10 protein-coding genes are annotated in these 13970 nt (G+C 42.4%); 9 read left to right on the forward strand and 1 reads right to left on the reverse strand.

Going from position 1 to position 13970, the window contains the following annotated elements; translation table 11 throughout:
- Positions 1-11 precede the first annotated feature (11 nt).
- From FSB76_RS18160 to FSB76_RS18195, 8 genes are all read left to right on the forward strand, one after another.
- Positions 12-3449: a SusC/RagA family TonB-linked outer membrane protein gene (locus tag FSB76_RS18160; RefSeq protein ID WP_147055771.1), complete on the forward strand. Its 3438-nt coding sequence runs from the start codon at positions 12-14 to the stop codon at positions 3447-3449.
- Positions 3450-3460: 11 nt separating this feature from the next.
- A complete protein-coding gene (locus FSB76_RS18165; RefSeq protein WP_147055773.1) occupies positions 3461-4930 on the forward strand; it encodes a RagB/SusD family nutrient uptake outer membrane protein in 1470 nt (489 codons plus the stop codon).
- 10 nt (positions 4931-4940) lie between these two features.
- Positions 4941-5789, forward strand: coding sequence for a DUF4843 domain-containing protein (locus FSB76_RS18170; RefSeq protein ID WP_158642926.1), 849 nt, complete (start codon positions 4941-4943; stop codon positions 5787-5789).
- A 17-nt stretch (positions 5790-5806) separates the two neighbouring features.
- The gene (locus tag FSB76_RS18175; RefSeq protein WP_147055778.1) at positions 5807-7219 is read left to right on the forward strand and encodes a PKD-like family lipoprotein; all 1413 of its coding nucleotides are present in this window, start codon (positions 5807-5809) and stop codon (positions 7217-7219) included.
- Between the two features lie 16 nt (positions 7220-7235).
- Positions 7236-8186, forward strand: a complete 951-nt coding sequence (locus tag FSB76_RS18180; protein WP_147055780.1) for a hypothetical protein — start codon at positions 7236-7238, stop codon at positions 8184-8186.
- A gap of 26 nt (positions 8187-8212) precedes the next feature.
- Entirely contained in the window at positions 8213-9160 is a 948-nt protein-coding gene (locus tag FSB76_RS18185; protein WP_147055782.1) for a hypothetical protein, read from the forward strand.
- Between the two features lie 157 nt (positions 9161-9317).
- Positions 9318-10469: a TlpA disulfide reductase family protein gene (locus FSB76_RS18190; RefSeq protein WP_192910087.1), complete on the forward strand. Its 1152-nt coding sequence runs from the start codon at positions 9318-9320 to the stop codon at positions 10467-10469.
- 107 nt (positions 10470-10576) lie between these two features.
- A complete protein-coding gene (locus FSB76_RS18195; protein ID WP_158642927.1) occupies positions 10577-12244 on the forward strand; it encodes a trypsin-like peptidase domain-containing protein in 1668 nt (555 codons plus the stop codon).
- A 134-nt stretch (positions 12245-12378) separates the two neighbouring features.
- Here FSB76_RS18195 and FSB76_RS18200 read toward each other — a convergent pair whose 3' ends face one another.
- The gene (locus tag FSB76_RS18200; RefSeq protein ID WP_147055786.1) at positions 12379-12618 is read right to left on the reverse strand and encodes a hypothetical protein; all 240 of its coding nucleotides are present in this window, start codon (positions 12616-12618) and stop codon (positions 12379-12381) included.
- A gap of 492 nt (positions 12619-13110) precedes the next feature.
- Between FSB76_RS18200 and FSB76_RS18205 the strand changes: the two genes are divergently transcribed.
- Positions 13111-13869: an AraC family transcriptional regulator gene (locus FSB76_RS18205; protein ID WP_147055788.1), complete on the forward strand. Its 759-nt coding sequence runs from the start codon at positions 13111-13113 to the stop codon at positions 13867-13869.
- Positions 13870-13970 lie beyond the last annotated feature (101 nt).

Raw genomic sequence — 13970 nt, forward strand, 5'->3', positions numbered from 1 at the left:
AAATCAAAAGTATGAAATTAAAATTTCTTTACCCTCTTCTTTGCTTATTACGGGGGTTAAAGCAAAAACACGCTATCATCAAACTAACTACATTATTTGTATTCATTTGTGCCTTACACTTATCTGCGGCAACTTTTGCGCAAAACGTAACCATCAAAAGGCACAATGCATCGCTCGAAACTATTTTTAAAGAAATTAAAAAGCAAACCGGGTATATGTTCTTTTACCCGGAAAAGATCAGCCTTAAACAAACTCAAGACATCGATATCGATAACGTACCGCTTGAAACGGCTTTAACAAGTTGTTTAAAGGGGCTTGATTTGAGTTATACCATTATCAACAAAACCGTTGTGATCAGTCGTAAGGCTCCTGAAAAACATGCACCGGGCGCCGCAACGGGCAGCTTTGCCGCACCGGTAATTATCCAGGGAAAGGTGATTGACTCGGTGGCAAATATTCCATTAATCGGAGTTAATATCAGCGTAAAAAATAAAGCCCAATACACACAAACTAATGCCAGCGGTGAGTTTACTTTAAGTGTTCAGCAGGGCGACGTGTTGTTATTTTCATATGTTGGCTACCAAACTAAAGAAGTGACCATTAAAAATGGCCAGTATCTGAAGATAAACCTGTCATCTAAAAACAGCACCATTAGCGATGTGGTGATCACCGGTTACCAGGTTATCAAAAAAGACAACTATACAGGTAGCGCCATCGTGATCAAAGGTGACGACCTGCAGCGGGTAAACCCTCAAAACCTGATTAAAAGTATTGCCACGTTTGATCCTTCTTTACGGATTGCTGATAATAACCTGCTCGGATCCGATCCTAACGCTTTGCCAAAGATCACCGTTCGCGGTTCAACAACTCTGCCATCGGTAAATGGTGAAATCATTGATCGAAATAACCTTTCAAGCACGTATAATTTACCTGTTTTTTTACTGGACGGATTTGAAGTGTCTTTAGAAAAAGTAGTGGATCTGGATATGAACCGTATCTCGTCGGTAACTATTTTAAAAGATGCTGCAGCCACCGCTGTGTACGGCTCAAGAGCTGCAAACGGCGTAATTGTAATTACAACCAAAGCGCCAATACCGGGTAAACTGCAGCTTTCATACAACTACCAGCTTACGGTACAAGCGCCAGACCTTACCGGGTATCATGTATTAAACGCAGCCGATAAATTACAATATGAAAAACTTGCAGGTTTATATAGTACTGTTAATAATACTGCATCGAGCCAGGATCAGTTAGATAATGAATATTACAGTAAACTGCGCAATGTGGTGAGTGGCATAAACACCTATTGGCTATCGCAGCCCCTTATTAATTCATATGGCCATAAACATTCACTATATGCCGAAGGTGGTGATTCAACTTTCAGGTACGGCATCAATTTGAGGTATCAAACCAATCCGGGCGTAATGAAAGGGTCGTCACGTAACCAGTATACCGGCGGAATGAGTTTCTTTTATAATCCCAGCCGTAACGTTTTGATAAAAAACGAGGTTACCGTGAGCCAGGTTAACTCCGTTGTATCAAAATACGGCGATTTTTCTAATTACGTAAGTATGAACCCGTACTATCCCATAAAGGATGCAAACGGCAATTACATCAGGGAGATAGCCAACTGGGTTGTAGATACCCATTATAATGATCCGGTATACGGCCAGTACAGGAACGAACCTGTTTATAACCCCTTGTTTGAAGCCAGCCTTGGTAATTTTAACAAGTCGGCATACCTGGAGCTTTTAGACGATATTTCAATCGATTGGAAAATTTTTAAGGGCTTGCGGTTAATTGGTTTAATGAGCGTTACCGATACCAAAGGGACTTCAGATGTATTTGTATCGCCCCTAAGCAACAGTTTTTTTTACGGTCCTACTGCCGATATTCAAAACAGGGGCAGTTATGATTATGTGGCCGATAACTCTTTAAAGCTTGATGGTAATTTAAGGTTTGTTTACAATACACAACTTGGCGATCATTACGTAAATGCCACTTTAGGTTCAAATATAACATCAGCAACTTCAAGCTATAAAGCGTTTGAGGCCCGTGGCTTTTCAAACGACAAATTCACTAATATTGGTTTTGCCCGTACTTACACGCCAAATGCCGCGCCCGCAGGGAATGATGCTACAAGCCGGTTAATTGGTTCTTTTTTCAGTGGCAGCTATTCCTTCAAAAACAAGTATTTACTTGATGCTACTTTTCGTCTTGACGGTTCTTCGGCTTTTGGTTCAAACCAGCGTTTTGCGCCGTTCTGGGCCACCGGTATCGGTTGGAATATGCATTATGAGGACTTTATTAAAAATAACTTTCCTTCTATTTCAAGATTAAAAATAACCGCGTCAACAGGTATCACTGGTTCTGTAGATTTTCCACCATCGTTGTCCAATACCACTTACACTTATCAAACATCTAACTGGTACTCAACCGGAGTAGGTGCAACGGTTAACGGTTATGGCAATTCTGATCTTAAATGGCAAAAAACAAACAATTTTGATCTGTCGTTAGAGCTGGGATTATTTAAAGACCGCATCGTACTTAACCCTCATTATTATTACAAACTTACCAAAGGCTTACTGTCTGACATTAACATAGCCCCATCAACTGGCTACAGTACCTACAAAGCCAATTTAGGCGATATGGGCAACCGCGGCTATGAGCTTTATTTAACCGCCAATGCTTACCGGTCGAAAGATTTGAATATCAATATCGTCGGCAACTTATCGCACAATACCAATAAGATAGTAAGCATATCTAACGCGTTAAAAGCCTACAATAAAAGCGTCGATGATTATCAGTCAAACGCCAGTAATGGTGTACAAGGCACCCCGTTATTGCGTTTTGCAGAGGGCCAATCCATCAATACCATCTGGGGTGTAAAATCATTAGGTATCGATCCTGAAAGCGGCAAAGAAATTCTTGTTAAAAAAGACGGTTCTTTAACCTACAATTATGATATCGCCGATACGCAGCCAATTGGCGATTCTGAACCCAAGGTTGAAGGATACTTAGGCAGCAATATCACCTATAAACAATTTTTACTGAGCTTTACTTTTCACTACAAATTTGGTGGCCAGCAGTTTAACCAAACCCTGATTGACCGGGTTGAAAACGCCGATCCGCGCTTTAACGTGGATAGCCGCGCCCTTGCACAAAGATGGCAGAAACCCGGGGATGTAGCGCTATATAAAAACATTGCCGATTTGGGTACCTCTTACGCCACATCGCGCTTTGTGCAAAAGGAAAATACCATCGATCTTCCGGCGGTAACCCTATCATACGATATCAAAAAAAGCTTAGCTAAAAGGTTAGGTATGCAAATGGTTAGGGCCAGCCTTACAGTTAATGATGTTTTCCACACATCAAGCATCGAAACAGAACGTGGCATTACCTACCCTTATGCCCGCAGTTTAACATGTTCAATACAAGCCACATTTTAATAATGACTAACATGAAAAAATATTTATACACCGTAGTGGTTATCATGTTGCTTACATCATGCAAAAAGTTTTTGGATGTAAAGCCGCAGTCACAAATCAATGAAGACGATCTTTTTACTACAGAACAGGGATTTAAAGAGGCTTTAAACGGGGTTTACACCCTATGTGCATCGTCATCGCTGTACGGTGGTGTTCTGACATTCAATAATGATATTTTATCGCAGAATTACCAGTTTAATGATGTGATACTACAATCTACCGCTAATTTTAATTATAGCCTTAGTGGTGTGGTAGCAAAAAACGATAACACCTGGTCATCAGCCTATCGTGCAATAGCCAATTGTAATTATATCCTGGCAGCTATTGATGATAAAAAAGCACTGTTTGCCGATAAGGATTATCAGTTGATTAAAGGCGAAAGCCTGGCTTTAAGGGCTTACCTGCATTTTGATATACTTCGCATGTTTGGTCCATCATATAAAGTGGGGCCAAATATCAAAGCAATACCATACGTTACCACCGTAGGTGTTACCAGTACGCCGTTTTCGACTACTGCCGACGCGATCACGAAGATAATTGCCGACCTCACCGCTGCGAAAACATTGCTGATGTCTGATCCTATCATTTCATCGGCCTATGTAATTGGCTATCCATCAACAGTTGGTAGTACCGAAACAGCAAGTAATGATCTGTTTTTGCAAAACAGGCGTCATCGCCTTAATTATTACGCAGTATGTGGCGAGTTGGCCCGGGTTTATCTGTATAAAAGCGACCAGGTTAACAGCCTTGCCAATGCATTGGAAGTAATAAACGCTAAAAGATTCCCTTTTACAAATCAGGACGATTTTTTTAATAGCGACATTCAGAAAAAGGACAGGATTTTTTATAAAGAACTGATTGCCGCCTGGTTTATTAACACTAAAGCCATAAACGGCCAGCTTCAAAGCCTGTTCACTGTAAGCAACCCGCTTTACAGCGCCACTGTTGACCAGGTTAATGACATTTACCAGGTAGGACAGGATGGAGCCGAAGACTGGCGCTACAAGCAATGGTTTTTATCAACCGCGGCTACTACAGGTGGGCCAAACAGGGCTGTTTTGCAAAAATACATTACCAATCTTGATCCCGAACCTAATCTCCATCCATTGGTTGCGCCGGCTATTCGATTAAGTGAAATGTATTATATAGCTGCCGAAGCAAGCTACGACACAGACCCGGTTAAGGCGATAGGCTACTATAATACCATAAGGGCGAAACGCGGGATAGGCAACACACTTACCGATGTACCGGCTAAAAACACCTTCATCGATTTATTGCTGGCCGAAGCCCGTAAAGAGTTTTATGCCGAGAACCAGATGTTTTATATGTATAAGCGATTAAATCATGCGGTAGTAGTATCATCAACGCAAAATATACAGCCATCAAATGGTGTGTTTATGTTCCCGCTGCCACAAGATGAACAGGCTTACAGAACCAACTAAAAAAACAGATATGAAAAGAAAATTAATATTTGCCTTTCTTATTTGCGCGGCCCTGGCCAGTTGTAAAAAAGAGACGTTAATTACATATAATGCACCTGGCGGCAAGGATAATATTTACCTTGGGTATGCCAATACCGACAGCGTAGTATATTCATTTGCCTATAACCCAACCTTAAACCAGGATACCGTTTGGGTGCCTGTAAAAATATCGGGCAACAGGGTTAACCATCCCCGCAGCTTTGTGTTGAGTGTTGATGCGGCCAATTCTTCGGCTGTGCGCACTTTGCATTATCAGCCGTTAAAACCATCATATATCATGCCTGCCGATTCGGGCACGATACATGTGCCGGTTATCATTTTAAATACCGATACAGGTTTGGTTAATTACTCGGTAAAACTTGCACTGCAGGTTTCGGGCGGGACAGATTTTTCGTCGAACCTGCCGTTGGATATCCGCTCCAAGCAAATTGTTTTTTCTAACCGGTTAGAGGAGCCCGTATGGTGGCCATATTGGGGACAATTGGGTGGTTACAGCAGGGTAAAGCACCAACTGTTTTTAATTTCATCAGGCACTACAGATCTGGTGCAGCTTGATCCACAGGTTGATCCTAATTACTTCTTATATATCCCCCGCGATTTGTACTATATCAACAACATGCATGAGTTTTTGATAGATCCCTTTAATTGGATCAAGCAAAATCCAAGCAAGGGATTTGTGCTTACCCCACGGAACGATAACACCGGCGACTATGATTTTTATAATCAAGCCGCGCCAAATAAAAAGTTTTGGCTCAAATACTTCCCAACAGTTAAGCAGCTCATTTTTATGGATGAGAATAAAAATCAGATACTGATATAACAATTAATTTAAAAGCAATGAAGTACAAAATATTATATATACCTATGCTGTTTGCCTTGTTCTTTTGCGCCTGCAAAAAGGATTTAGGTAACTATAAGTATAATCCGCCATCGCAGCCCATTGTGGTAAATTTTACTGATGGTACGTTTAACGCGCTGGTCGGCGATACCCTAAGGCTTGAACCATACGTTCAGTTTGATGATGCCGATTACCTGAAGGATCTTTCTTACCAATGGGACATTTACGTTGATGAAGATGCGCGTACAGATACTTATACTGGTTACCCGCTTGCCATAGTGTATAACCTGCCGCCAAAGCTGCGTAACGCTAAATTAACAGTTACCGATAAACGCAACGGCATCAAATACTTTTTTCCGTTCAAAATACAGGGCAATACCCAATTTTCCACCGGCACAACAGTATTGAGTGTTGATAATGGGGTAACCAAACTATCGTTTATTAAGCCCGACAGATCTGTGTTGAGTAACCTTTATTTTTCACTGATGGGCGAAAATCTGCCCAATAACCCTATCCAGCTATTTGCCAAGCCATTGGCCTATCAGCCCGGTACAGCCGAAGATTACTGGGTTATTTGCCAGGACCCAACCAAAAACAGCGTTACTATTGATGGCAATACCATGCTCAGGAAAAAGTATTTTAATGAGCAATTCTTTGTGGCGCCGGCCACCATAACCCCACAGGGTTTTGAAGCCTCCATAGGGGTACCAACAGGTGTTATCAATAATAAGCTTTATTTGTCCATTACTTCAACGGCGCCGTTTGCACCTGATTTTGGGAAGTTTTCAAACCCGCAATCCGGCACTTACACACTATCTAAGTTTTTTACCCGTACGCCAGGCTACTTTTTTGGTTTCGATTTAGCAACCAAAGCATTTGTTTCTTTTGACGGCGGCGGTAATTATATGGGGGCCGACTATACTGTAAAAGGTAAAGCCTTTAACCCATTAAATACAGGCATGAGCGACATTGTATTTATGCAGGCGCAGCCCGGGCAGTCTTACGCGTATTTCAGGGATACCGATGGCAAGATATATGAGTTTTCGTTTTACATAGATATGGATGATTACTCGCAACGCGCTATAGAAACATATTACAAACGCGAGTTTAAAGGCGAAACGTATGTAAAAGCCGATACCAAATGGCAAAAATCGGCAGTAGATGTCTTCTACTTCACATCCGATGATAAAATATATCGCTACAACCCTTTAAATCAGGATTTACGCACTTTGGATGCCAACATGGGCGGCAAAAAAGTAAGCATGATAAAATTGAGTGCCGATGGTAATACACTTACTGCGGGTGTGCCCGGGAGCTTGTATACCCTTGATGTTAGCGTAGGTAAAAATGGTGTAGTAACAAAACAGCTTGACGGTATCCCCGGTTCGCCGGTTGATATCGTGATTAAGTAAGTAAAAAATTAAGATCATGAAATTTTCAAAAAACATAATTCTTGTTTCGGCCATGCTTTGCGTTTTCCTGGCAGCAGGATGTAAGAAAAATAAACAAACAGCCACGGTAGAAAAAGACCCGCCGGGATCGCCACCCAAAACCTGGCAGGAGCATTGGGGCGGTCCGCATACATTTTTGCTAAACCGGGTTTATTTTGATAGCGATGTAGCGGTGTATTACGATCCGTCAATGGATAAATCGGTAACCTGGCCTTACAAAACCATGTCTGATACCTGGAAGTATGTTAAAAAAACGTATGGCGCTTTCGGCGATTCGGCCAGGCTATACGTGGTTTTACACGGAATATCTACCCCATTTGAAGAAACTCTTGGCGGTGGCCATCCGGCATCTTATTTTGATGAAAGCCATGACTATCGCAACGCCATAGATTGCGGGCTGGGCGATTGGAAGTATCCTACAGGGCAGCAAATAGGCATCCCTATTCATGAAACCGGCCACATTGTTTGCGGAGCCAATAATGGCGTAAAAGGTTCCCCGTCTGACGTATTATGGGGCGATAGTAAGTTTATGGAGATATACAATTATGATGTGCTCATGAACATTGGCAGGCAGGATGAGGCCGCAAGGGTATATGATCAGCTTAAGGCACAGGTAGATACCTTTCCGCGTGCCGGCTCGCAGTGGTTTAAAAATTGGTTTTATCCTATTTATTCCAAATATGGCCATGCTGCTGTGCTTAGCAAATACTTTAAACTGCTGGCTGCCAACTATCCTAAAATGGCAAACCCGCACGGAGCAGAATATACCCAGAATTTAAACTGGGGCGAGTTTATCCATTTTTGGAGCGGTGCTACCGGCGATAACATGAAAGCCCAGGCAACATTCGCATTCGGCTGGACTGATGAGTGGGAGCAGCAATTCAGGCAGGCCCAAAAAGATTTTCCTAATGTGAAGTACGCCTATTAGATTTTTAATAACAAGAAATTACAACAATGAAGGCCATTAATAAATTAAGCATTTTAATATGCCTGGCATGCCTTGCCTTATTAAGCGCGTGCAAAAAGGATTTAGCAAAAAGTACCGGGATAATTTATGGCGGCCCGCCGCCTAAAACCTGGCAGGAGCATTGGGGCGGCCCACATGTTTATTTACTGAAAAGAGTGTATTATGATGCTGACGATGCTATTTACTATGATGCCAATATGGATACCACGGTTACCTGGCCATACAAAACAATGTCGAAAGTTTGGCAGTATGCAAAGAAAACGTACGGCGCTTTTGGCGACTCTTCGCGTTTATACGTTGTATTACACGGTATAGTAACGCCATTTGATGATGCGTTAGGAGGCGGCCACCCGGCATCGTATTTTGATGCCAGCCATGATTACCGTAATGCAATTGATTGCGGCCTGGGCGATTGGTCTACACCAACCGGGCAAATCATCGGTATCCCGGTACATGAAACCGGTCACATTATTTGCGGGGCCAACAACGGCGTACAGGGTTCACCTTCAGATGTGCTTTGGGGCGATAGTAAGTTTATGGAGATATATAATTATGATGTACTCATGAACATTGGGATGGAAGATGAAGCCGGTCGTGTATTTACGCAAATGCAGTCACAATATGATAATTTTCCCCGGGCAAACTCGCAGTGGTTTAAAAACTGGTTTTACCCTATTTATTCAAAATACGGCCATGCGGCAGTATTGAGCAAGTATTTCAAGTTGTTGGCAGCAAATTTCCCCAAAAAGCAAAATGCCATAGGCTATGAGTACACCCGCAACTTAAACTGGGGCGAGTTTATTCACTTCTGGAGCGGGGCCGCGGGTGTAAACCTGAAGGCGCAAGCCACCCTGGCATTTGGCTGGAGCATGGAGTGGGAGCAGGAGTTTAAAAACGCGCAGGAGGATTTTCCAGCTGTGAAATATCCGTATTGAAACTAAAATCAGTAATAGTTAGCTTTTGGAAAGGCCGTCAAAAAAGCTCCCGGCAGCAGTTTCGGTGAGAACGAAACATTGTCGACGGAAAGCGTTGGCGGCCATCCATTAGTTTGTTTAAAAAAACATCAAAATGAAACATCTAAAACACATAAAAATGAAAAAAGGAATTATAATGATCCTTACCGCTTTGGCACCATGCATCGCATCGGCACAAACAGCTAACAATTTCACCATTACCGGTCATATCGGTAATCTGAACGCACCCGCCAAAGCTTATCTTGACTATATGGATAATATGGACAATGGGGCAAATCACACCGACTCGGCTGTGCTGGTTAACGGAACTTTTAAGTTTACCGGCCATAACTCGGGCTATGCTACCGCGCGTATGGCGCTATCTCACGATGGCAGTGGTAAAGACCGGGCTATTTACATGCCAACTTCCGATGTGATATATATTTACTTTGGTAAAGAAAATGTAGTGATCGCCTCTAAAGATTCGTTGGCCAACGCTGTTTTCACCGGATCAAAAGTTTATGACGAGTTCCAGGCTTATGTAAAAACAACCGGCGGCACGGTAATGCAGTTTGCAAAAGAAGCAAATGCCGAGATAAGCAGCTCACCGGAATTACAAAACGACCAGGAATTTGTAAAGGAAGTAGGCGAGCGGTACCACAAAAAAATGGACGAACATTTTGCTAAGCAAATCCAGTTTGCCAAAGATCATCCTGATTCTTACTTCGGTTTGGTAGGGTTGTCTGAAGGTATAGGGAATAAATTCGATCCTAAAATAGTTAAGCCGATTTTTAATGCCCTCAAAAAAGAATACCAGTTAACAGATGCCGGTAAGGAGCTAAAGCAACGTATTGAGGCAATGGAAAACATTGTTATTGGTGCGCAAGCCCCTGCATTTACGCAAAATGATGTAAACGGCAAACCGGTTTCTTTAGCCAGCTACAAAGGTAAATACGTTTTAGTAGATTTTTGGGCAAGCTGGTGCTCGCCATGCCGGGCAGAAAATCCTAACCTGGTTGATCAGTATAAAATATACAAGGCCAAGGGTTTCGAAATACTCTCCGTATCCCTTGATAGCGATCATGGCAAATGGGTAAACGCTATTGCTGCCGATAACCTTACCTGGACCCACGTATCCGATTTAAAAGGTTGGAACAACGCTGTTGGTCACCTTTATGGCGTTAGGGCTGTACCGCAAAACTTTTTACTTGATAAAGATGGTAAGGTGATAGGCGTAAACCTGATAGGAGAAGAGCTGAACAAAAAACTGGCCGAAACATTTAAAAACTAATTTAAAACCCAGGTTATACAAAGATAGAAGGCTGATTAATTTGCTTTGAAAAACTGTATACCTGGGTTTTTAATATGCACCCGATGTGCGATGTTATAAAACAGCTGATGAAGAAATTTTATTTTATTTTCCTGGCGGCAGTGTTACTAACACAATATGCCTGTGCTCAGCAAAACAAACCAAACAAAGCCGAAGAAGCGTTAAAAGCTGGTATTAAAAAAGCTTACCCGGCCTGTGTACGTATGTGGAGTTACGATACAACGGCCAATAAGCGTACCGGCGGGCAGTTTAGCGGGGTTGTTGTAGATAAAGAACACCACATACTTACAGCGGCCCATGTTACCTGGCCTGGCCTTACCTACAAGGTTATGTTCCCGGATGGAAGAGAGGCAATTGCAGTTGCCTTGGGTAAGATAGAATTGGCAGCCGATAAAACCCGCCCTGACGTAGCCATAATGCAGGTCATAACCAAAGGCGATTGGCCTTATGCCGATATGGGGAGTTCGGCCGCGCTTGTTGTAGCCGAACCATTAATCAGCATTGCCTATCCCGAAACATTGAACCAGGATAAGCCTACCGTAAGGTTTGGCCATGTAACTGAAGTGAAAAATAGCCGCGGATTTATCAAATCAACCTGTATGATGGAACCGGGGGATTCGGGAGGCCCGCTGTTCGATCTTTCGGGAAACGTAATCGGTTTGCACAGCGCCATAGAGGTTCCCGAAGACGCCAACTACGATGTGCCGGTTGATCTTTATAAAAAATATTGGAAAAGCTTAATGCTCCCAACGGTTTATCATGCATTGCCCGATAGTGTAATTATATCGGTTCCGCGGGTTAACAAAAGCGTTTTTAAAGAGCCTGCCGCAGCCCGTTTATCCAAACTTAACGGTACTTGTGTAACCATCCGCAGCAGTTCAAATGGTGTAAGCCAACAGGCCTTGGGTGCGCTTTTTTTTGTTGATGGATTGCATTTGAAAACAAGTAAAAACCATACCATCATTGTAAGTAAAAGTTCAATAGTAGCTGATGCACCAGTGGTGATGGTCGGCAAAAAAATGGTTGCTGCTACTATTATTTCCCGTGATAAAGAAAACGACCTTGTACTTTTAGTGCCTGCATCTGATATCAGGGGAGGAATAAATTATCAGGCAATATGTAAAGATACATTGTTGGATTTAGCGCCTGGCACGTTTTTGCGCTCGCCACAGCCCGATACCGCAGATATAACCGGAGTTTTGGGCAGCAAACTATTTTTGTTGCCCAAGGTGGTGAACGCAGGTTACCTGGGCATATTTGTTGGCGATAATAATGCGTCAACGTCGGCATTATGGGTAAAGCCAAATTCGCCCGCGGCCAAAAACGGAATAGTTGCAAAAGATGCTGTAACCGAAATAAATGGCCTGCCAGTTCATACGGCAAGTGAGTTTAAAGCCCGGATGCAAGCGCATTGGCCGGGTGATACCTTAATCTTAAAAATAAAAAGAGCAGAAGTTTTTATGACTAAAGCAACCGTGCTTGGTACGGTTCCTGCAGTTCATTTTGATCACCCGGCAGAGTTATTTGCAGGTGGCAAAAGCGACAGGAGGGATGGTTTTAAGGAAGTATTTGCGCACGATTCAAGGCTAACGCCCCAAAGGTGCGGTGGGCCGGCATTTGACTGCGAGGGCCATTTTTATGGTATCAACATTGCGAGGTATAGCCGTGCCGTCAGCATAACTATTCCCTCAAAAAAAGTGTTGAAATTTATCGCCGATTCATTTCAAAAGGAGTAGCGCGTACCTTAAATGCGCTGCTGCTTTTTACCTGGCACCGCTTCTGATTTTGCCGTATACACTTAAGTACAATAAAAGCCCCTTTCACGGGGCTTTTTGTCAATGTAGCCCTTACCGGCAATTCTTGGACTATTTTATGATTGATTTAGCTCTTTTAACCGATTTTTAGCTATTGCTTTTTGCTTGTTTTCTTGAATTATAAAATACACCATAAATGCCTGAGCCAGGAAAAAAGACGCTATAATATAATACTTGAAAGGTGCTAATTCAGATCCTATATTTGAAAAGTTTTTTCCTATTAGTGCTAACCCAAATGTAATGTATGATACAATTTGGCTAGCTAAGAACTTTTTGCTATTACTAAAAATTTTCATTGCCCGAATTTATGACGATTTTATATAACAAAAAAGTTATCCGGGAGGATAGCAGCGCAAACGGCATCTAAGTAGTTAACGTCGATAAGCTTTTATTTAATAAAAGCTAACGGAATAAGCTTTAAGCATCAAACTATACTTTTTTTATAACCTGATCGTGGTTAAATGATCCGGTTACCAAAGAGACTGCCATTGGCCGGCAACGGCACAAATATTGGGATATGCCTAAATTGCACTATCAGTTTAATGTTAACCATGATTAAATATAAAATATTGATTATGAGGTGTATATAAAAAATATCTCTGAAATGTGTTAAGTTATGTTAACCCAATTAGATGCGTTTGCCCTGGGGAGGATAGCTTTGAAAAGTTGCAGGGTGTGTATTTGCCTCATTTGGCGATGTCGGCGTTCATATATATTATAAATCAGTACTTTACGGGAGGCCTGTAAGCCAGAAAATTCTGTTATATTTGACTTATACCATTTTGCCGATGCCGTCATTTGAGTATAAGCGACTAAATATCCTGGATAACCTGGAACTGTTTTCTTCGGAGAACGAGAACAACTATTTCCCTTTCCATTACCATGATTACTACTGTATTTCGCTGATTACCAAGGGTACGGAAATATTAAACAATCAGGAGCAGGAGTTTATCGCGCCGGCCGGTACAATCAGCGTTACCCAGCTTAACGAAGTACACCGGAATTATTCGCTTGCCGAACCGGGCTACAGCTACAACACCCTTTACCTGAGCAAAGAGCTGCTGGAATACTATAGCGATGGCAAGGAGGTTGCGGCGCTTGAAAGGGTTATTAATGATCCTTTGCTTTTTAACAGCCTGCGGCAATTGTTCGACACCAAACAGCACCAGGCGACACAGCTTGAAAATAGTATTCGTTCGCTTGCCGGGTATTCGGTTAATCCGGGGCAGAGTAATCGCTGGTTAGGTATCTTCGGCCAAATCGATGACATCATTGAATCGCACCCGAACAAACCGATCGATACGGAGTGGTTGGCCCGGATGTTCCGGATGAGCAAATTCCATTTTATCCGGGAGTTTAAGAAAGCGAAAGGCGTTACGCCCCAAACCTATATCATGATATACCGGCTGGGTAAAACCAAACAAATGCTTATAAACGAGGTACCTTTAGCGGAGGTGGCTTACCTGAACGGCTTTTATGACCAGAGCCATTTTACCAACAGCTTTAAGAAGTACTTTGGCGTTACGCCGGGCGGCTACCTGGGCTGAACTGTTACATCCCATCCGTTTTTTTTACAAGAGCAATATTTTACAAAGGAAAAAAGTTTCTGTTCAATATTATTGCAGTTTAACAACCGATACCATTGAGC

Origin of the sequence: Mucilaginibacter ginsenosidivorax, assembly GCF_007971525.1 — a bacterium.
GTDB lineage: Bacteria > Bacteroidota > Bacteroidia > Sphingobacteriales > Sphingobacteriaceae > Mucilaginibacter > Mucilaginibacter ginsenosidivorax.